Source organism: Nitrospira tepida, from assembly GCF_947241125.1.
Lineage (GTDB): Bacteria > Nitrospirota > Nitrospiria > Nitrospirales > Nitrospiraceae > Nitrospira_G > Nitrospira_G tepida.
In genome coordinates this window covers 2,064,172-2,084,513 of sequence record NZ_OX365700.1, presented here as the reverse complement: position 1 = coordinate 2,084,513, position 20,342 = coordinate 2,064,172, and the positions used below count along the sequence as shown (strand labels likewise).

Sequence of the window (20,342 nt, the reverse complement as noted above, 5' to 3'; positions counted from 1 at the left end):
TTCTATATATATGGACATCGTTTTGACGCCCATATTGTTTTCCAGTATGATATAGCCATAAATCTGAAATCATAGGGGCAGAGGATGACATGAAGACCACTATCGAAATCGATCAGCATCTCCTGCGACAGGCTCAGAAGGCGCTTGGCACGGATACCATCAAAGGAACCGTCGAAGCCAGTCTCCGAACGGTCATCCGCCAGGGTCAGTTACAGAAACTCGCGGATGCGCTCGGGACGATTCCCCTCGACCTGACGCCCGAGCAGCTTCGACAGCAACGCCGCAAACGGACCCCGCATGTATCTCGTTGACACGTCCGTGTGGATCCATGCCCTGCGTCCAGCCGGTCATCCCGAAGTCCGTGCACGACTCAAGCCGTTGATCCTCAGCGGGGACACCGCGCTCACCGAGTGGATTCTGCTCGAACTGATGACGGGCCTCACGAAGTCCGAACATCCGGACACCTTGCTGCAGTGGTTTGCTCCAGTCATACGCCTTCCGTTCGAGGTGGCCTGGTGGGAAAAAGCCTGGCAGAATGCGGGGCGGCTAAGAAAACACGGAGTGTCGCCCACGGCTGCGGATTGTCTCATCGCCACGGTCGCGCTGGAGCACCGCGTCACCTTGATCCATTGCGACGCCGATTTCGAAGCCATGCATCCGGCGCTTCAGTTGCAGACCCTCGATTGGACGCAGTACCTCGCGAGGTCCTAAACACAAGTTCTGATGCGCGCGATCCATGATCGCGCATGTCGCAGCCGCCGAAGCGTCACCAGTCAAGATGGTCGTGTCGGCAAGTTTTCCCTCGAACGAAAGGCCGCCGTCCTCCAGTGGCTCAGACCGCTTCGCATTTCACACCGCCAGTGCCGTTGAAGGATCAACGATACGGCAGGCACTTCCATGCGACAGACCGCAGGGCCTGAAAATACGAAGGGCTGACAGGATCTCACTCCCGTCAGCCCGCTTCATTGCAAACCCGGCTTATTTTTTCTCTCCGACCTCGATCTTGGCAGCCTGCAACCCCTGAACCAACTTCATCCAAGCGGGCGGCAGGACACTGGCGAGTTCCCCCAAGGCCTTCCCTGAAATGTTCCGGAGCGCATCGAACAGCCCAACCTCCCCCTCCTCTTTTCTCACCAGCGGCAGCATCCAATCCGGGAGATATCCCGCAGCAACCAGATAATCCTCGACCGGCTGGTCTAATGCCACAGCCAAGGCTCTCACCTCACTCTTCGTCAAGCCCGCGAGCCCTGCCGCCACCAACCCAAGCCGCCCATTGAAGCCCAACTGCGCATCCAAGAATCTGATTTCGGTTTCCGATCGTCCTTTGAGATCAGCCTGAACCCGCCGTTGGAACTCCTCCGGCATGTTCTCTTCCCCTCGAGGCGAAAGATGGGCCGCCACTTCAGGAGAGACGATCAATCGCGCACGCGCCAGGAGGAGGCTATGCGTCACCGCTGCCCGCTCCTGAAGATCCGCACAACAGACCCGTGCGATGGCCCGCAGCGTTTCATCGCTCGGCAATGCCCCGCTCTGTTCATCCTCGATCTGGTACAGGTGCGCCGGAGACATCTTGAGCTGGCGAGCCAACTCTCTCGGGTTCAATCCCGCCCGCGTCCGCACCTCGCGAATCAAATTCCACAGGGCCGTCTCAGCCATCCTGACTCCTTATCTATATACCAACGGATAGACGTATAACAAAGTTTGTCATCCGTGTAAAGACAGGCTATCTCAAAATACCATCAATTTTACATATTGTGTATTTTCAATAACTTACAATCATTATACCTGAATCTGTATTACTCAGGAGACGACACGTTACTGTGGTTCGTATCCCTCTTGATATCTGTTAACTAGTTTACATACAATACCGCTTCAACTCCAGGCTGGAGTTCGCTTTAAGCGTAGTCAACATGAACTTTCAGGAATCTACACACGCGCACTCTCGCTCGACCCACCGTGTTCCGATTCATTCGTGCGGGCTCATCCAGTCATCGGTACGGCTCCATCCGAATTCGTCCGAGCTCAGTCTCCAGAACCCACGTTCCTCCAGCACGCCAACCTTCCTCGCCGTCTGCCAGCCCTTCTCCATGGGACCAGAAGCCATCCGTGTTTCTCCACCGAGAATTGAAACATTCTGCGTAGAGGTACCAGTCTTCCTTTCGATCAAGTCTCCTCAGTTTATCTCGCTGTTCATGTCTGTCACCTTGTTCATCTACCTAAGGGAAAGGGATCATCATGTTCGTGCCTTCAAACGCTTCGTTGCACCTCGCCAATCCTCAGAACGCCATCTTCGAACTTTGGCAGAAGCACGACAGACTCATCGAGGCGGTCATCGACCGCTACCACTGCCTCGATCCGGCCGTCAGCCGAGAAGATCTCAAACAACAATCGTTCATCGCCTTCGTTGAGGGCCTGGCGAACTACGACTTCACCAAAGGGGCACACTGCCAACTGAGCAGCTATATCTACCGATTCCTCCAAAAGGAGTTCCACCGGCTCGTTCCGGGCAGGGACAAAATCGTGCTCGTCGAGGATCCCAGCGGCACCTTCCTCAAATTCATCGAATACTCGACCTACGAAAAACGGAAGCGAGAATTCCAGCAGCTTGGCTACCGCACCACCATCCTCTCTCGCATCGAGCGATTCCACGAGCCCTCGTTCCAGGATGCGCAAGACGAGGCCAGCGAGGATTCTCGGGACGCACCCGGCTCACAGGATGGGCTCGACGATGACGTCCACAAGATCGATGTCTCATCCCCGGACGTCGGCGACTCGATCCCGGCATGGATGGACGCACCGCACTCGGAGCGATTCAGTGAAGACCAGCCTGCTCGTTAACACCTCAAAGCAGGAGTTCCACGCGCTGGCCCGAGAGCTTGGGATCGCCCATGGCCTGACCTGCCCGCGAATCGACGCGCTCGGGGAGGTCCCGTACATCTCACTGCCCGCCTTCCGCCAGGTGCTGACGCGGTTCCACATCACGCATAGCACCCAGCAACTCCGCCTCTGGCTCCCCCTGCCTCGCACCCATCTTCCGCCCGCCCTCCAGGTTCTGCTTTGCCACGCGCCAGAGCGATGGTATCTCCTCCGGACCCGCGGCCGGGGCGGGCGCAACGGGCGCCGCTACGCTATCCCTCTCAGTTTTCTGTCGCCGGATGCCCAGGACTTCGTCCGAACTCGCCAACTCGTCCGCAAGGACATCTCCGACGACACGTTGATCCACACCATTCGCGCCTTGCTCGGGACCAACCCCCGGCTGAGGTCGACAGACATCCATCGGCACTTCCTGCGGGAAGGCTTCTCCATCCACTATCAGGCTGTTCGGAAAGCAGTCGGAACCATCAAACTGCGAGGACTGTATGCAACCCTCTGTCATGATCCCAGTCAACCAGCTGATCGTGAACCCGGAGTACAAAGACCTGTTTCCCCCGCTCGCTGACCCCGACTTCGACGACCTCTGCCGGAGTGTCGCGGAAGTCGGCATCCTCTGCCACCTGATCGTCGAGCGGACCGGTGACCGGTACACGATTCTCTCCGGTCACCATCGCTACGAGGCAGCCATCCGAGCCAAGTACGGCGAGGTGCCGTGCAGCATCGCCACCACGCTGGAAGAAAAGATCGCCGCCCTGTTCGACAACGTCCATCGCCGCCACCTGTCACCCCACGACCAGGAACGCCTTCGGCAGTGCGAGGCCGAGTGGAAACGCAAGGTCCTCCAAAGCCTCATCCCGGAACTGCAGGGCCTGATTCCGTATCTTCCCGGCGAGATCAAGTTGACCCTCGCGGCCGCCTCGCCCGAACGGCAGCGCGCCTATCTCACGGAGCTTCAGCAACGGCTCACCGCTCACAGCAGCTCCGGGGCCCCAGTCGCCCCGGCTGCCGAGCAGAGCTCGTTGATTCACGATCTCCGCCAGCAACTCCAGGAGAAACAGCTCCAGATCCAGTCCCTCAACAACCAGATCACCGCACTCCAACAGACCCTCAAGCAGGCGAAGTCCCTCGCCACGACCCTGACCTCGAAACAGAAGGCAACCAACGCGACCGTCGATCAGGCTGTGCAGAGCCGTTTCCAGACCGAGCTTGAGGATTTCCGACAACGACTGGAGGACCTCTCCAAGCAGCTGCAAGCGGCTCACAAGGACAAGGAGACCCTGGAAGAGCAACTCCAGCAGGAACGCAACCGGATCAAAGCCATGGAGGCAGAGGTCAAAGCTGCTGCGCTCCAACAGCAGCAGGCGGTCGACCGATTCCAGGACTCGCTCCGCCACAGCCCCGGCCCCGAACTCCTGTCCAACGGACTCGATTGCGCCAGTCAGATCCTTGCCACCTTGGCCGTCTATGCCAAGACGATCACGACCTGGAGTCCCGGAACCCCGGACCAGGCGGCAAAAAGCCTGCGCAAAGTGGAGCAACAGCTCGGACTGGTGCAGGAGGCCGTTTCGGCGGCCTCCCACAGGGGACGGGATGCTCATCCACTCGGGAACGGGACGCCCACACTCAGCGTGGTTGGGGACGGTGCCTCCAAACTGAACACCGGGCGGCCAAGGGAGAGAGGCAAATCACTGGAGGGGTGAGCAACCGTTGAAGCCATTGCTGACAGAGGGCTTCCGGACCTAGCCAAGTGGCTAGGCTGCCCCCTACGAATGGCTAGGTGTGCGAAGGGTCGTCTTGCTGGTATAAAAGCCATGCACCATCACAACTGTGTAAACCCTGACCCAGAGCCACGTTGCTCGATGGACTGTCTTGACACATCAACGCTCTCTCCCTGCCACGGTGTCGGCAATGCCACGCTGGCGAAGGCCACGCTCCTGCAGCGCATCCGTGTGGCCCTCACCAAGATCAGCTTCTATAACCAGGTCGCCAAAGAACCCGCATCCTGCCCCTCTTCGCTGATTGAACAACACATCCTCACGTTGCTGCTCGCCTCGCAGCTCCACAGCATGTTCCGGAGCAGCCTCGTGCGCGCGCTCGATGTGTGCTGCCCGAGCCTCGACGAAGCCATTCACCAGCTCGTCACCAAGGATCTCATTCACGTGCAGACCACCGATCTTCCCTCAAAAGACGTGCTGCTGACGCTTGAACCAGCCGGAGCGCTCGCCGCCCATCGCCTCCTCCAATGGCCCCATGTGCTCAACTCCGTCCTTGAATCACTCAGTCCTGCCACCCAGGAGGAATTGTACGCCCACCTGCTCCATACCCTCCTGCAGCTTCAGGAGGCCAAGCAGATCCCCACCAGCCAGATGTGCATCACCTGCCGGCACTTCCGGCCCAGGCAATATCCGGAGAATCCGGAGAAGCCGCACCATTGCGCCTTCGTCGATGCCCCATTCGGTGACCGGGACCTGCAGATCGACTGCCCTGAACATTCCGACTCCGACCCTTTGCCGCGCGGTCCCATCATCTAACCACTCGTTCTGTCGGAGCCCGGCGCCATCCTCTCGTGCAGCGCGTTCGTTGAGTGCCGCTCCAACTGCCGTCGGGCTGTAATACATGGGTAGATTGGACGCAGATTGCCATGATCGCCCGCCTACTCTGCTCGGGGACACGACTCGCCTGCTCCTCGGAGCAGGACCGATGACCGCCCCAGGCAAGAGCCCGACGCGATTCGCGTTCACCTTCCACGCGACCGTCTTCAGGAAGGATCCCGCGTTTGTCGCTCGTGTCACCTGGGACTTCACCCAACAGAAGATCCATCGAGAACACGCGCCGCTCGAACGGAAGCCAAAAGGCCGGTTTCATGCGGAGGTCAGCGGAACGTTCACCGCGTCGGTCGGGGACATCATCGAGGCACACCGCGGACGGACGAAAGAGCGCGACAGCCGCGCGTTCTTCCTCGTCGCCCCCTCCGGGACCCTGATCCTGGTCGCGTTCGCGGACGAATTGGATGACGTGATTCGAGTCGGAAACTATCTCGCCGGCCGGCTCGCGGTCGAGGACCTTGGGAAGGGAGGTTGGGTCTTCGATAAAGTACGGAGCGATTGGAACGGCGAGCCGGTCAGTGGGGAGCCGCAGCAACGTCAGAGGACGCCATCACCCAGTTCATCCCTGTCGAGAGACAACATGGATCACCACAAACCTGATCTCCTTCACGAACTCTCACGGCCGGACACGATTCCTGAGGCGAAGGGCAGACACCGACGGATTCGCCATCCTGGCTGAGCAGAAACCCTAAATTCACAGCCTGTGGCAGTCCCCCAAGGGATCAGGAGAACAGCAGCACGGGACAGTAGGAATACAGCGAGTCCACCGGTCCGCCATCACGCGGATGAGAGCGGCGGTGCCTGAGCCGGACCGTCCTTGGTGGCATCTGGGGCAGGCGCCGGGGACTCGACTGACCTTAGGGGACTGACGACGGGGAACTTCACATTTACGTAGAGCGGCGTCGTATCCAAGGTCTGGCCCTTGTACGTCTGCCCGTACGTGCGGAAATAGAACCATCGTTTCGGGAGAGACATCACGCGATCGCGGAGGACCTGGCGCCGCGCCGTCAACTTCATCATCACCCGGCCACCGACCTCAATCATCGGCTCATCTCGAGTGACCAGCGGCGTCGAATCCTCCACGTATTGCGCGGTCTCCGGATGGTTCAGCAGGAAGTAGGCCCAGGAACTGATGTTGTCCATGATGCTCTGTGCCGCGTACGGACCGACCTCCTCCTGGATCTGCGCGAGCGACTGCGTATACAGATGGATCCAGATATTGGCCCCACCGCCCTTATTGAACAACTCCTTGATGTCGGGGTAGAGCACGTTATGGCCCTCGTCGATGTGCAGACACAAGGGCGGAGTAAGCGCACGCCCGGAGGCAAACAGGCGTCCCACCAGGCTCTGAATCATGGAGATGAACACCTTCGCGATAATATGAGCCGTCCGGCGCGTCAGTAGACTACCGGTATTGCAGACCATGATCACGCGTTTCCCGGATTCGAGGCGCCGAATGAATTCATTCGTCTTTGCCTTTCCGATGATCCGTCCCGTCGTGCCGAAAGTCAGTGCCGACAACATCGTCTGGAGCGATGTCGAGACCTTGGCGTAGAAGTCCGCCATATTCGGACCATGCGTGATCTGATCGATCGCCATGCACAGTTCCTCCGTCCCCGGCAACGCCTGAAGCGTATCTCGGAACTGCATCAGGTCCTTATGACCGGCTCGCAGCTTCACATCGTAGAACGAGATCTGAGGAGGGATTCCCTTCGCCTTGGCGAGTATGATCAAGCCTGCCACGATGACTTGAGCCACCTGGGTCGCAATCGCAATATAGAAATCCTCGCGCGCCTTGATCCCTGAGACGATGTGATTCACGAGTTCATCTTCCATGTAGTAGCTCGATAACGGGTCGAGGTAGACCGACTCATCGGGAAAGATCGGCGTGAGCAGCATCAGCTCCTTGAGCCGCCCACACTCGGCCGCTGTTTGCACCACCTTTGAAAACAACTCGATGTCTCCCTTCGGATCGACCACGACCACCGAGTAACCTTTCCTGATGTCCTGCTCGACGATATTCTCCATCAGGCGGGTCTTGCCCACCCGCGTCGTTCCCAGGCAGCCGAAATGACCACTTCGATCGGCATCCCGCATCACAAGGACCCCTTCCCGTTGGTTGTCGTCGAGATTCGCGCCGAATCCCAACAACGTCAGCTCCGGATGAACCGGTCGCGGTTTACCCTCCCGGTTGAGCGCACGGAGCCGTTCCAGCGGAGAAGCCATCGTCCCAACCTCCTTGCCCGAAGGTGTCATTGAGTGATCAACCTCATGCGAGTAATACCGGTTAGGAGAATGCGAATACGATCGAGGAAGGGGATAGCCAACAAAGGAGAGCCGGCGAATGGGGTCGAACTGCCGACGTTGTGAATACCAATAGACGAAAGTGATCTCTGCAGCGACTCGGCGTTTTAACTGTGTTGGTACTGAATTAACTAGGGAAGGTCTGATTAATTCACGTTTCCACTGAGAAACCAGTTCCTGGGGTGATCACTCTGGGCTATCCGGTGAGAATCTGCTGGTCCGTGAGCCTTTTTGTGAGCTCACCCACCGTCCAATGGCCCACTGCCTCCCTGCGGACACACGTCTCCTACGTTCCCGCCAAGAGGCGTCGTCGCGCCAGATACAGATTCGTTAAGCCGCACGTGACAAAGAGCCAATTCGTATTCTTCGCCAGCCCCCGGTAGCGGACTTTGGCCCATCCAAAGATCTGTTTCATCACCAAGAACACGTGTTCGACTTTGGCCCGCACCTTCGACTTGGTCCGGTTCCGGGCGCGCTCGGTTTCACTCAGCGGCCGATGGCGATGTGCTTTCGTCTGCACGAAGCTCTTGGCCCCAGGCACATGTTGCTGAATCACGTCGCGTTGGCCACTATAGGCGGCATCGCCCCACACCCGCGTCTCCTGTCCATGCAGCAGCTCCGGCAACACCTGACTGTCATGCACATTGGCGGCGGTGGCTGCCACTGAATGAATCAGCTTCGTCCGGCTGTCTACTCCAATATGGGCCTTCATCCCGAAATACCACTGGTTGCCCTTCTTCGTCTGATGCATCTCCGGATCCCGCTCCTTCGTGCGATTCTTCGTGGAACTGGGGGCGCTGATGATCGTGGCATCCACGATGGTCCCCCGGCTGATCTGCAGCCCCTGCTCGGCCAGATACGTCCGGATCAAGGCAAAGAGTTGCTCGCCCAACCGATGGGCTTCCAGGAGATGCCGAAATTTGCAGATGGTCGTCTCATCCGGTACAGGCTCGCGCCCCAGATCAATGCCAACGAACTGCCGCATGGCGCGGGAGTCATACAGGGCCTCCTCCACCGCCGGGTCAGACAGATTGAACCAATGTTGCAGGAAATGGATACGGAGCATTCGCTCGACTCCGACCGGCGGACGCCCGGCCCCCTCCGCCTTGGGATAGTACGGCTCGATAACCGCTGCCAGCTCGCTCCACGGAATCACCTGCTCCATCTCCGCCAGAAACCGCTCGCGGCGGGTCGGTTTCCGATACTGTTCAAAGCTCGCTTCTGCAAAGGTCTGTTGCGACATGGGGGCGCCTCCTGACCGGTGCTGCGCTACCCGTAGCACATCACGCGCGAGGAATAAATCAGACCTTCCCTAGACAGGGTGCAGAAGATCAGCGGCGATGAGACCGCCATGTTTTCCTTCACTCGTATGGTGAAGCATTGTTCCCCATACACTTAAAGATGGCAGGAAAAACTTGGTACGCACAGCGCTCGGGCGTGTGCAGGAGGTAAACCTCCCGAAAGGTGGCAGACAGGTTTGGAAAATCTAGGCTCAGCCAATGTCCGGCAAGTTGAGCCATGTCTTCTAGTGTTGTATCACTATCCTGATAAGGAGAGTTATAGAGGATCGCTTCGTCGTAATGAAGCAGAAGCCGAGCATCGACGCCTTGTAATCCACCGTAGCGACCTGCCTTTTTCGCAACAATCTTGCGAAGAGCCTCAACCGCTGTGAGGGGGTTATACGCACCTCCCCATCCTTCCATTTCAATCCATCGTTGGTGAGGCCTATCTTGCGCCCCTCTGGGCATAAGCAGAAAACTGTGCAAGTATCTCTCCAGTCTCGGATACTTTGTAAAGTCTCTGCAGAGTTGCCCTTGAGGCGATTGCAGTAGGGGCTGTGCCGTCCAGTCCGAATCCGTTTTCTGAATGAGGTGCTGGAGTTCAGATTTAAGCGCGTCTGCCTCAGACTTTTGGAATCGCTCGGCGTCATCCCTTGGCAAGATCAGGCATAGTCTAAAGTTCACTGTTGTATTCGGAATTCTTGAGATGACCCTCCTGAGTTCTGTTTCAAGGCGTTCTTTCTTCCGCGCCACTCGCATCTGGTCTTCATCAAGCCATCCACCCAGTTGCCATTCGACAACGCTGTCATCACGCATTATTGTCTTAACGTCCGCGAAGCCATCCTTAGGATACTCCTCGTCTTTCATTTGTAGCGACAGCGAAAAATGCGCTTCGCGGAAAGCGGAAAATACGAACTTATGTTTTTCGATTTGCGGATCGATGTGATTCATGGGAGTCAGTAGGCGGCCGAGACGACTATGAGCCTCTCAACCTGGGCGAGGCTTCCCCCGAAGGCTCTTCCGGTAGAAGTCGAGAAACTCACGGGGAGTCAATATCTGAGAGCCTTGTCGGGCCCCAGGGGGGAAGTGCTTCACGTTTCCAGTAATCAGGCACCGGACACGGCCGGCCAGGGCGACTTCCAGGAAGGGTTCGTCATTCGGGTCCGGCAAGCGAGCCGGGAGTGGATCACCCGCCGCAACGGTTCCCGTCGCTTTCAATTGATCCAGGAACGCGTCGACATGCTCCCTGCCGAATGAAAACTTCGGGCGCCGGAGAACCTCCACGTACTCTGCCATGATTCGGGCGTCATAGGCTACGGTCAGGGTCCCAGAGGCAATCATGCGGACGATTTCACCAGGTGGGCCAAAGGGGGACAAGAGGCCGGCCACGAGCACATTCGTGTCGACGACGACGATCACCGCCGCCGGGTCTTCCGAGTCGACGCGATCTCAGCATTAATCTCTTCCAGAGACAGCTTGTCGGTTCCGGCGGCAATAGATTGAGACTGCATCACTTCAACCGCGGCGACGGCGCGGGCCCGCCGGAGCGCGACCAGCGAGCTTTCTAGTGTTTCCTCGGACACGGCTGAAAGGATCGCAATCGGTTTCCCGTTCGACGTGAGAACCAGATCCTTGTCACGTGAGAGTTTCGACCACACCTCGCTCGGCCGCCCTCGCAGTTCTCGCACGGTAATGAACTTCATGGCCTAACCTCCAATGTGAGTGACAAAATGGTACACAACTGAGGTCCAATTGTCAATCATCCTACCCTTTGCGATCGGATTTTCCAACCCGAATGGCAAGAGGCGCGACACCTCCTCCGTTCGGGCAAGCCGCTCCCCAATTGTTTTGTTTGACCCAGAAGGCGGCTCTGGCACCCGTCCTGACTCATGGTTTTTTGCAACATTCGCAGGCTCCCAAACCCGGGAAGTAATTCTCAATTGAGGCGTTGCACGTTTAAAGGTGCGACAACCTCCGACTCATTGAAGGTTGACTGATGACGAACAACCTGACCGATCCGATCCCACCCTCCACCATGGAGTACATTCCGCTATCGGACAACGCTCTCACCGTCCTCCGAGAACGGTACCTGGCCAAGGATGACCAGGGAAACATCGTCGAAACCGTGGACCAACTCTGGGCACGGGTCGCCCGTGAAATCGCCGTGGTCGAGACCCTGTACGAGGCGACACATGAAGAAGTGGCATCCATCGAGGAGCAGTTCCGCCGGATGCTCGCCTCTCGAACCTTCCTGCCCAATTCCCCCACCTTGATGAACGCCGGCCGGCCGGGCGCGCACAAGCAGTACTCCGCCTGTTTCGTGATCCCCATCGAGGATGACATGCAGTCGATCGGGGATGCCGTGACTGCGGCCTTGTTGATCCACAAAAGTGGCGGAGGCACCGGGTTTTCGTTCTCCAATTTGCGTCCGAAGGGCGATCGTGTGAGGAGCTCAGGCGGCGTGGCATCCGGCCCGGTCTCCTTCATGAAGATCATTGACGGCGCCACCGAACAGGTACGCCAGGGCGGAACCCGCAGGGGCGCGAACATGGGGATTCTCCATGTCCAGCACCCCGATATCCTGGACTTCGTGAGGTGCAAGACGCACGACGGCCAGATCCGGAACTTCAACATCAGCGTGGCCGCTACCGACGAGTTCATGACCGCGGTCAAGGAGGACAGGCTCTACGCCCTGATCAACCCCCGCACGATGCAGCCCATCAAACACATCTCCGCACGGCTGGTCTTCGATCGCATCGTCGAGGAAGCCTGGAAGACCGGCGATCCCGGGCTCTTCTTCATCGACCGCGCGAACCGGGCCTGTCCGATTCCAAACATGGGCGAAATCGTCTCGACCAATCCCTGCGGTGAGATCCCTCTGCATGGCTTCGATGCCTGCACGCTTGGCTCCATCGACTTAGCCAAGCATCTTCGGATCCTGCCCGGCCATGATCAGTACGAGCTCGACTGGGAGCGTCTCGACCAGACCATCCGGCTCGCGGTTCGATTCCTGGACAACATCATCGATGCCAACGACCATCCGCTCCCCCAGATCAACGCCATGACGCGGCAGACCCGCCGCATCGGCCTCGGGATCATGGGATATGCACGGCTGTTGATGATGTTGGGCCTTCCCTACGGCAGCGAAGAAGCCATACGCTTGACCGAGCGGCTCGCACACCAGATGAAGGCCATGGCGTGGCGCGCGTCGGAGCAACTGGCCCACACACGAGGCGTGTATCCGGCGTGGAAGGGAAGCAAGCATGAACAGGAAGGGAGAAAGGTGCGGCACAGCTACGTGACCACCGTGGCCCCGACTGGGTCGATCAGCATGATCGCCGACACCAGTGCCGGCTGTGAGCCCGAGTTCGCGCTGGTCTGGTTCAAGCACGTCCTCGAAGGCAGGAAGCTTCCCTACCTGTGCGACCTCTTCGAAGCGACGGCCAGGCGCGAAGGCTGGTGGCACGACGTTCTCATCGACAAGATCGCGGCCAATCACGGGTCGTGCCGCGGGCTCAAGGACGTTCCCGCCCACTGGCAACAGGTCTTTACAGTGGCCCACGATCTCACCTCCGAGCAGCATGTCCAGGTCCAGGCTGCCTGGCAGCAGTTCAGCGACACGGCGGTCAGCAAGACGATCAACCTGCCCTCCATGGCAACCGTTGAAGACGTCCGCCACGCTTATGTGCTCGCATGGGAACTCGATTGCAGCGGGATCACCGTCTACCGCGATGGGAGTCGTGCCAGCCAAGTGCTCAATCTGGGCAAGGCGGACCGCAATGGGAGCCTGTCCACGAACGGAACAAGCCAGGTGCCAGACGCGGACCTCCCTGTTGCCCACCCCTTCGAGCTGCCGGATGTCCTGGACGCGAAGCGGGTGCATGTGAAGACGACGGACGGGCATGTGTACGTCACGATCTCAACTCTCAAGACCAGACCGCTCGAAGTCTTCATCCACACGCCCGTCGAGGCCAGCAACGCGGAAATCTACGAATCCTTTGCCCGGGTCCTCTCCATCTCCTTGCGATCGGGTGTGCCTGTGGAGGCCTTGCTCGAACAACTGGAAAAGGCCAACCAGCGGTACGGCTCGGTTGCCAGTATCCCGGCCGCCATCATCCGAGCACTCCGCATGAGCCAGCTGATCAAAGAGAACGGCGAGGGACTCCCTCCCTGCCCGCAATGCAACCAGGGCACCATTCGGCAGGAGAATTGTCTGGTCTGCCCACACTGCAGCTGGACGAAGTGCAGTTGACCGTTTACCCATTATATAGAGAGGTCGGCCATGCCTCCCCAGTCGCTTCCACCATCCATCCCGCTCAACAGGGCGACCGTGTCGCCGACGGATCAGAACGTCGGGCTTCAGGTCGGATGGACCGTGGTCTACCGCGATGCCAACGACCGACTGCAGGACGGCAGAATCCTCGAGATCCTCGACCCGAGCGCAAAGGGCAGCGTCAATCTCGATTCCGGAGTCACAATCCCCATCGCCAAGATCACCGCTGTCAAAGCCGTCGATCAAGCCGGCCGTTGCCTCGGCGCCTGGACCGTCAACCCCCACGGCTACGACGGCACCAGGTCCGCCACTCTCCCGGTACTCACCGGCCCGGACCGCTGGCTCAAACGGTTCCGCCGCCTGGCCGAACTCACCGCCGGGATCACCAGCAACGATCCGCGCTTCCCTTCCTCCATGCGCCTGCTCGACCAATGCGAAGAGGCATACGTGCAGGGACATGACGACGCGTTCATTCAGTGTGCGCGCCAGGTCACCGCACTCGTCAACGCTCCCGTCTCCAGACAAACCGCTTCCACCGAATCGGGCGAGCGTGCTCCATCTCAACGAGCCGCGCAGCGACCGTCACAGTCATCCGATCATTCACCTACGTAACCATCTCCTCTTTCATCCTCGCAACGAGCCATCACGAAGGAGAGTGCGATGCAGACTTCCATGCCTGATCTCGTGGCGCAGTTCGTCCGCGCCCGCAGGGTTTCGGTTCCGCTCCTCGCCATCACCACACCCGATCCCGCCGCGACGATCGGCCTGGTCCGGACCTACGGGTTGCGAAGTCCTGGATCCGATCAGGAAGACCCCGTCTTCTCCTGGGACGTCAGCCGCGGGCTCATGCCCGTCAACAGCGGAGCCGAGAAAGCCCTGGCGACGCTGCTCGGCAGTACCAAGTCCAACGTCACGATGAATCCCTCGGAAACCCTCAAGCTCCTTGCAAATGTGCCTCCGAAGAGCGTCGTTTTCTTTCACAACGCCCACCGCTTCATCCGCAACGAGTTCGTCTCCCAAGGCATCTGGAATTTGCGCGACCTCTTCAAGGGCAAACCGGCGACCCTCGTCTTGCTGGCTCCGGCGATCGACGTACCCGCGGAACTCTTCCATGATCTCCTGGTCCTGGAAGAAACCCTGCCGGGGCGGGAGCAACTGGCCGCGATCATCAAGGACCAATGCGTGCAGGCCCAGATCGAAACTCCTCCAGACGAGGCGATGGCGCAGGCCGTCTCCGCCCTCCAGGGGCTCGCGGCTTTTCCGGCCGAACAGGTCGTGGCCCTGTCGCTGAGCAAACGGAACGGCATCAACCTGGCGCGGCTCTGGGAACGGAAACGGCAGATGATCAACGCCACACCCGGGCTCTCCGTGTGGGGCGGGAACGAACGGTTCCACGACATTGGCGGCGTGCAAGCCGCCAAAGACTTCCTCGCGAAACTCTTCAAAGGCAACGATCCGCCGAAGGCCGTCGTCTTCCTTGATGAAATCGAGAAAATGTTCAGCGGCTCCCTCTCCTCCAATCAGGACTCGTCGGGCGTCACCGTCTCCATGCTGGGGACCTTGCTCACCTATATGCAGGATCACAAGGCGAGAGGCATCATCTTCGTCGGCCCGCCGGGGACGTGCAAATCCATGGTCGCCAAAGCCAGCGGCACGGAAGCCGGCGTGCCCGCGATTTGCTTCGACCTCGGCGCGATGAAGGCGTCGCTCGTCGGTCAATCGGAAGGCCAGCTGCGCCAGGCGCTCGGCGTCGTCAGCGCCGTGGCCGATGACAATGTCCTCTTCATCGCCACCAGCAACAACGTGAGCGCGCTCCCGCCGGAGCTGCTCCGCCGCTTCAAGTACGGCGTCGTGTTCTTCGATCTGCCTTCGGCAGCCGAGCGGGAAACCATCTGGGCCATCTATCGCAAACATTTCCGGATCCCAGCCGAGATGGCTCAGCCACCAGACCAAGGCTGGACCGGCGACGAGATCCGGACCTGTTGCGAGCTGAGCTGGCAACTCGGTTGCTCCCTGGAAGAAGCGAGCGCCTACATCATCCCGGTCTCCATCCGCGCCGCGGACCAGCTCAAAGAGCTGCGCTCGCAAGCCAATTACCGGTACCTCTCCGCCAGCTACCCCGGCCCCTATCTAATGGACAAGGCTGAGGCCGCGCAGGGACCGAGCCCCCGCATGTACGCGGCCTAGGTGACTCTCTTTCTATTTTTCTTAACGAGGTCCACATGCCCTGCTGGATGACCGCCACCACCACGGTCGAACTCAAGGCTGCCGATCAGAGGCTCCTCAAGCAAGCCGCTGAACGACTCGGCTGGACGGTGTTCCTTGAGGGAGCATCCCTTCGCATCCGGACACCCGACGGGATCACGCTCTTCGTATCCCCCGGGTCGGTTGTGATTCCACGCGGCCAAGAAGAACTCGTCGAGACGCTGCAACGAGCCTACGCCCACCAGATTCTTGACGCGGTGGCATCCCAATTCGGCTGGACCGTCGAGTCCACGGACACGTCGGAATCCACCTTCGTCCTCAGCAAGTTTTAATCGCTCGATGGAAAGGAGCCGGTCATGCACAGGCCCGACGCCATTCGCGTGCACATCGCGCCGGACGGCACCCTGACAGTTACGACGGACGACATCAGCATGCCCAATCACCGAGAGGCAGACGATTTACTCAACTTATTGAACCAGCTCGCGGGCGGCCAGACCGAAGTCATCGAGCGGCCCGAACGGCTCCTCCACGGCGAGCACCAGGACCACTCGCATGTCCACCGTTCACATCACGCATGAGGTTCTCCATGGACACTCCACAAGCCACTCTCTCCGCACTCTGGAAGAACGCGGTCTGCCTCGTCCTCACCTTGCGGAAGCTCGGCATCAAGCGGACCGTCCGCCAGGATGTGCTCGCGGTCGAGACCGACCGCGCCCTGGTCAAGGTGACCAAGGCGATTCTGGCCTGTCCTGAATTCAAGGAAATTACGAAACTGGACGCGCAGATCCGCAAGCGACTCTCCAGCTATACGCTGCCCTCCTCCCTGCGGCCGGGCATCTACCTCGTCCCCAATGCGCTCCTCGAAGAAGTCGACGAGCTGATCACGAACTTCAAAGAGAAACGAGAGAGCCTAATCGACTATTTTGTCCAAGTCTACCCCCAGCGCAGAGAAGAAGCCCAACTCAAGTTGGCCGACCTCTACAATCCTGCCGATTACCCGGACGTCGATACGGTCAAGGCCGGCTTTCTCTTCGAATGCCAATACCTGACGTTCGACCTTCCCGGAACCCTGAGTGCTCTCAGCGAGCGGCTGCTGACGCGTGAGACCGACAACGTCTCGCAAAAAGTCAGGCAGATGCTTGAGGAAGCCAAGACCACCTTGCGCGAGGCGATGGCCGAGTTGGTCGATCACCTGATGGAGCGACTCACGCCCAGTGCCAACGGCAAGACCAAAACCTTCAAGGCCAGCACGGTGACCAACCTGATGGACTTCCTGAACCGGTTCGATGCGCGCAATCTCAGCCAGGATCTGGACCTGCAGAAGCTCGTCGATCAGGCCAAGGGCCTCCTCTCGGGGATGGAGCCGGCGCGCATCCGCACGGACGAATCCGTCGCCACGGTCGTTCGCGAAGGGATGCGAGCGATCAAGTCCCAGCTGGATGCGCTGATGGTCGAAAAGCCGTCGCGTGTCTACGCGCTGGAGGATGAATAGGAGAAAGGTGCCGAATCACACAATCCGACGGCGTCTTCGCAGTAATACCCTCCCTGCCGGCACCTCCATCACAGGATTACGCAAAGGATCACGACCCATCATGAAGCTCTCGCCTGACGATATCCGGCGGGCCCGTTCCGTCAATCTCATCGAGATCCTCATCGAACTGGGCCACAAGCCCGTGTCCCGCCGCCCGGATCATGCGCTCTTCCACTCTCCCTTGCGCGACGACCGCCACCCGTCGTTTTCCGTCTCCCGTGTCAACGGCGCCTGGGTCTGGTATGACTTTGGCCCGGGCACGCACGGCGATGGCATCGAGTTCATCCAACAGACATTCCAGCTCACGTTCCCCGAAGCGGTGTGCAAGCTGCTCGGTTATCCCATCTCCTTCGGCCCTACTCCCAGGCGAACCCGGAAGGATTCGAACCAAGATCAGCGGCAGCGGATCGAGCTGGCGCGGCAGGCCTACCACAGCGCCAAGGCCAGCATGACACCTGAGAAGGAAGCAGAGCTCCGGCAGTATTTTCTCTCTCGGCAGGTCCCGTACTATCCCCACGTCGGAGCGGTCTGGATGGCCCGCGGCGAGGCCAAGACCCCATACATCGGCATCCCGCTTCCCGGCCCCAATGTCCACTTCATGCATGGAGTGGAATGCCGGGCGCTCCATGACGTGCCGAACGAACTCCTGCGCGCCACGATCGGCATCAAGTCTCCCTGGATCATGAAGCGCGGGGACGCCGCAGTCCTCGTCACCGAAAGTATCCTCGACTGCTTGGCCGGTGATGCGCTGTTCGGCCCCACATTCACGCTCTGTGCCCTGAACGGGATCGCCAACGTCGGCAAACTTCCGGAGTACCTGACTCGCCTCAAGGCCAAGATCGTCTATCTCGCGCTGGACAATGACCCCGAGCCCGACAAGGGTCCGAAAGCCCAGCAAGAGGCGATCGTGTTACTCACGAGACTGGGAATGCATGTGGTGGAAGTCCGAGTCCACCATCAGGCAGGCGTCAAGGACCTCCACAAGCTCCTGCTTCACGCCCCGACCCGCATCTCGCTGTTCCGCCTCACCGAGAGCGGCATTCACCACCAGCCCACGTCAAGCGCTCCATCCCTCTGTTCGTAACAGCACAGGCATCGCTCAATCTTGATCTCGCAAGGAGACGCCATGGACACGCGCCAGGTTCCGATCACGACGTTTATCGAGACCTTCAGCGCCAGCCTGTGTGAATCGGCCGCCTCACAGCTCAGGCCCATCTTCAGACCCGAGCACCGGATCACGGCGCAGCCCATCCTGAATCAACTCAAGGAACCGCTCTGGCCTCCGCAAGCGGATGTCGCCGCGGCCGCGGCCCTGGTGCTGCAACAGCATCGCGGCGCGTTGATCGTCGGAGAGATGGCGACCGGCAAGACCCGCACTGCGGTTGGCGCCTGTCTCATCCACGGCTCCCGACGCGTGCTGGTGATGGCGCCGCCCCATCTTCTCCGCAAGTGGGAGAGAGAAATCACACGCATTCTGCCGGACGCCCCGGTCCACCAGCTGAAGTCGCTCAGCAGCATCGATCGCATCGCTCGGACCCCGCTGCCCAATCATCTCCCCCTCTTTGCGATCATCTCCCGTGAAAAGGCCAAGCTGTCGTACGCCACGAAACCAGCCCTGGTCCACCGACGCTGGAAGGGTGAGCACGGATCGGTTGACCTCTTTTGCTGTCCCCACTGTGGGGACCAGGTTCGGGACGCTGACGAGACACCCCTCACCCCGGAGACCTTGCCGGCGAAATCGAAATGCCGCGCCTGTGGCTCTCCCCTGTACGACTTTGATCCGAACGGGCCACGCCGGTACGCCTTGGCCGATTACATCTGCAAGCAGCACCCGACCTTGTTCGATACGTTCGTGGTTGATGAGATCCACGAGCTGAAGGGCAAGGCCACGGCGCAAGGTATCGCCTTTGCGAATCTCATGAACGTCACGGACCGGGTCATTGGATTGACGGGTACGCTTTCGAACGGACGCAGCACGTCGGTCTTCTACCTCCTCTGGCGCCTCATTCCCGGCCTCAAGTCGTCGTACAGTTTCCATGATGAATCCCGTTGGGTCGATGTCTACGGCATCCGCGAGACCCGCACCACGTGCATCGATGCCGACCAGGTGGTCGAGCACGGAACCCAGTCGAAACGGAAAGTCTACGTGACCGTCGTGGAACGGCCGGGGATCTCGCCCCGGCTGATCCCGCACCTGGTCGACAAGGCCTGCTTCCTCCGGATGGAAGACCTGGATCTCGCGCTCCCTCCCTATGAGGAACGTGTCGACACGTGCGAACTCGAAGGCCCACTCAAGGCCCAGTACGAGCAACTCTTCAAAGCGGCCAAACCGCTGATCCGGGAGGCCAGGAAATCCCGCGACGGGCACCTGCTGTCAACGGTCGTTCAGGCACTGGTGGCCTACCCGGACCGTTGTACAACGGAGGAACGAATCACCAACAAGTTTGGAGAGGTCAAGTTCACCCTTCCGCCGTTACCTGAGCCGATCCGATATCCGAAAGAACGCCTGCTCCTGCAACACATCGAAGACAACGTGAACCGGCATCGCCGGGTCCTCGTGTACTGCACCCATACGGGGACCCGCGACATCACGCTCCGCCTGCATCAGATTCTGAAGCAAGCAGGGTTTCGCACGGCCGTGCTCACGGCTTCGGTCCAAGCCGAACGCCGTGAGGAATGGATTGAGGACCGGGTGAAGGCCGGCCTTGATGTGCTGATCTGCAATCCTCGGCTGGTGCAGACCGGCCTCGATCTCCTGGATTTTCCCAGCCTGCGATTCTTCGAGTCAGACTACAACATCCTGACCGTCCGGCAAGCCGCGCGCCGTTCCTGGCGGCCGGGACAACAGCACCCGGTCGACGTGCGACCGCTCATCTATGCCGGCACGGCCCAGGAACAGGCCTGGTCCCTCATCGCCAGCGGGATCAAGGCCAGCCTCTACACCGAGGGAGACATTACCAGTCACGCGATGGCGGCCTTCAATCAAGAGGACGACATCACCATTGGCCTGATCAGATTCATTCTCGACCAGAATCCTCAGCTCCTGAGCGCGGAACAAGCCTTCCGCGACCTCGCGCGCGCCTACAAGGACCAGCGGGAAGTCATTGGCGAGTCGTCACCTCAGCCCCCAGTACATCTCCTGGCCGCCTCCGCGGCAGGAGACCAAGCTTTCACGATTCCGACAGCCGAGCCGGCTCCCGTGGTGCTCCCAGAGCTCTCGCAGCAACTCGGTCTCTTCGCCGTCTGACCCATCCTACCTTGCCATGCAT

General features: G+C 59.7%; 21 protein-coding genes. 15 read left to right on the top strand and 6 right to left on the bottom strand.

Annotated features, from left to right (window positions below; translation table 11 throughout):
• The first annotated feature begins 89 nt into the window (after positions 1 to 89).
• Complete coding sequence (locus QWI75_RS09850; protein WP_213041819.1) at positions 90 to 311, top strand: type II toxin-antitoxin system VapB family antitoxin; 222 nt, start codon at positions 90 to 92, stop codon at positions 309 to 311.
• Positions 298 to 711: a type II toxin-antitoxin system VapC family toxin gene (gene vapC / locus QWI75_RS09845; RefSeq protein WP_213041820.1), complete on the top strand. Its 414-nt coding sequence runs from the start codon at positions 298 to 300 to the stop codon at positions 709 to 711. Before QWI75_RS09850 ends, vapC begins: the two co-directional genes overlap by 14 nt.
• A 267-nt stretch (positions 712 to 978) precedes the next feature.
• Here the strand turns inward: vapC and QWI75_RS09840 are convergent, their stop codons facing one another.
• Positions 979 to 1,656 carry a helix-turn-helix transcriptional regulator gene (locus QWI75_RS09840; protein WP_289268497.1) on the bottom strand — a complete coding sequence of 226 codons (678 nt, stop codon included), beginning with the start codon at positions 1,654 to 1,656 and terminating at the stop codon, positions 979 to 981.
• Between the two features lie 585 nt (positions 1,657 to 2,241).
• Between QWI75_RS09840 and QWI75_RS09835 the strand changes: the two genes are divergently transcribed.
• The 5 genes from QWI75_RS09835 (at position 2,242) to QWI75_RS09815 (ending at position 6,159) form a co-directional block, all read left to right on the top strand.
• On the top strand, positions 2,242 to 2,838 hold the full coding sequence (locus QWI75_RS09835; RefSeq protein ID WP_289268496.1) for a hypothetical protein: 597 nt from the start codon (positions 2,242 to 2,244) through the stop codon (positions 2,836 to 2,838).
• Positions 2,816 to 3,439, top strand: coding sequence for a hypothetical protein (locus QWI75_RS09830; RefSeq protein ID WP_289268495.1), 624 nt, complete (start codon positions 2,816 to 2,818; stop codon positions 3,437 to 3,439). The genes QWI75_RS09835 and QWI75_RS09830 overlap by 23 nt, the downstream gene beginning before the upstream one ends.
• Positions 3,375 to 4,574, top strand: coding sequence for a ParB/RepB/Spo0J family partition protein (locus tag QWI75_RS09825; protein ID WP_213041824.1), 1,200 nt, complete (start codon positions 3,375 to 3,377; stop codon positions 4,572 to 4,574). Before QWI75_RS09830 ends, QWI75_RS09825 begins: the two co-directional genes overlap by 65 nt.
• A 159-nt stretch (positions 4,575 to 4,733) precedes the next feature.
• Positions 4,734 to 5,405 (top strand): hypothetical protein, encoded by a 672-nt coding sequence (locus QWI75_RS09820; RefSeq protein ID WP_213041825.1) that lies wholly within the window; start codon positions 4,734 to 4,736, stop codon positions 5,403 to 5,405.
• Positions 5,406 to 5,574: 169 nt separating this feature from the next.
• Positions 5,575 to 6,159 carry a hypothetical protein gene (locus QWI75_RS09815; RefSeq protein ID WP_289268494.1) on the top strand — a complete coding sequence of 195 codons (585 nt, stop codon included), beginning with the start codon at positions 5,575 to 5,577 and terminating at the stop codon, positions 6,157 to 6,159.
• 98 nt (positions 6,160 to 6,257) lie between these two features.
• Here QWI75_RS09815 and QWI75_RS09810 read toward each other — a convergent pair whose 3' ends face one another.
• From QWI75_RS09810 to QWI75_RS09795, 5 genes are all read right to left on the bottom strand, one after another.
• Complete coding sequence (locus QWI75_RS09810; protein WP_289268493.1) at positions 6,258 to 7,706, bottom strand: type IV secretory system conjugative DNA transfer family protein; 1,449 nt, start codon at positions 7,704 to 7,706, stop codon at positions 6,258 to 6,260.
• A 364-nt stretch (positions 7,707 to 8,070) separates the two neighbouring features.
• On the bottom strand, positions 8,071 to 9,027 hold the full coding sequence (locus tag QWI75_RS09805) for an IS5 family transposase (RefSeq protein ID WP_289268492.1): 957 nt from the start codon (positions 9,025 to 9,027) through the stop codon (positions 8,071 to 8,073).
• A 118-nt stretch (positions 9,028 to 9,145) separates the two neighbouring features.
• Entirely contained in the window at positions 9,146 to 10,015 is an 870-nt protein-coding gene (locus QWI75_RS09800) for a hypothetical protein (protein ID WP_213043607.1), read from the bottom strand.
• Positions 10,016 to 10,051: 36 nt separating this feature from the next.
• Complete coding sequence (locus QWI75_RS22800) at positions 10,052 to 10,483, bottom strand: putative toxin-antitoxin system toxin component, PIN family (protein WP_213043608.1); 432 nt, start codon at positions 10,481 to 10,483, stop codon at positions 10,052 to 10,054.
• On the bottom strand, positions 10,480 to 10,767 hold the full coding sequence (locus QWI75_RS09795) for a type II toxin-antitoxin system Phd/YefM family antitoxin (protein WP_213043609.1): 288 nt from the start codon (positions 10,765 to 10,767) through the stop codon (positions 10,480 to 10,482). The genes QWI75_RS22800 and QWI75_RS09795 overlap by 4 nt, the downstream gene beginning before the upstream one ends.
• Positions 10,768 to 11,060: 293 nt before the next feature.
• Between QWI75_RS09795 and QWI75_RS09790 the strand changes: the two genes are divergently transcribed.
• The 8 genes from QWI75_RS09790 (at position 11,061) to QWI75_RS09755 (ending at position 20,320) form a co-directional block, all read left to right on the top strand.
• Positions 11,061 to 13,316, top strand: a complete 2,256-nt coding sequence (locus QWI75_RS09790) for an adenosylcobalamin-dependent ribonucleoside-diphosphate reductase (protein WP_289268491.1) — start codon at positions 11,061 to 11,063, stop codon at positions 13,314 to 13,316.
• A gap of 30 nt (positions 13,317 to 13,346) precedes the next feature.
• Positions 13,347 to 13,949 carry a hypothetical protein gene (locus tag QWI75_RS09785; RefSeq protein WP_289268490.1) on the top strand — a complete coding sequence of 201 codons (603 nt, stop codon included), beginning with the start codon at positions 13,347 to 13,349 and terminating at the stop codon, positions 13,947 to 13,949.
• 48 nt (positions 13,950 to 13,997) lie between these two features.
• Positions 13,998 to 15,524: an AAA family ATPase gene (locus QWI75_RS09780; RefSeq protein WP_289268489.1), complete on the top strand. Its 1,527-nt coding sequence runs from the start codon at positions 13,998 to 14,000 to the stop codon at positions 15,522 to 15,524.
• A gap of 35 nt (positions 15,525 to 15,559) precedes the next feature.
• Positions 15,560 to 15,874: a hypothetical protein gene (locus tag QWI75_RS09775; protein WP_289268488.1), complete on the top strand. Its 315-nt coding sequence runs from the start codon at positions 15,560 to 15,562 to the stop codon at positions 15,872 to 15,874.
• Between the two features lie 24 nt (positions 15,875 to 15,898).
• A complete protein-coding gene (locus tag QWI75_RS09770) occupies positions 15,899 to 16,120 on the top strand; it encodes a hypothetical protein (protein WP_289268487.1) in 222 nt (73 codons plus the stop codon).
• 8 nt (positions 16,121 to 16,128) lie between these two features.
• Positions 16,129 to 17,034: a hypothetical protein gene (locus QWI75_RS09765; protein ID WP_289268486.1), complete on the top strand. Its 906-nt coding sequence runs from the start codon at positions 16,129 to 16,131 to the stop codon at positions 17,032 to 17,034.
• 100 nt (positions 17,035 to 17,134) lie between these two features.
• A complete protein-coding gene (locus tag QWI75_RS09760; protein ID WP_213043618.1) occupies positions 17,135 to 18,157 on the top strand; it encodes a CHC2 zinc finger domain-containing protein in 1,023 nt (340 codons plus the stop codon).
• A gap of 42 nt (positions 18,158 to 18,199) precedes the next feature.
• The gene (locus QWI75_RS09755) at positions 18,200 to 20,320 is read left to right on the top strand and encodes a helicase-related protein (protein WP_213043619.1); all 2,121 of its coding nucleotides are present in this window, start codon (positions 18,200 to 18,202) and stop codon (positions 20,318 to 20,320) included.
• Positions 20,321 to 20,342 lie beyond the last annotated feature (22 nt).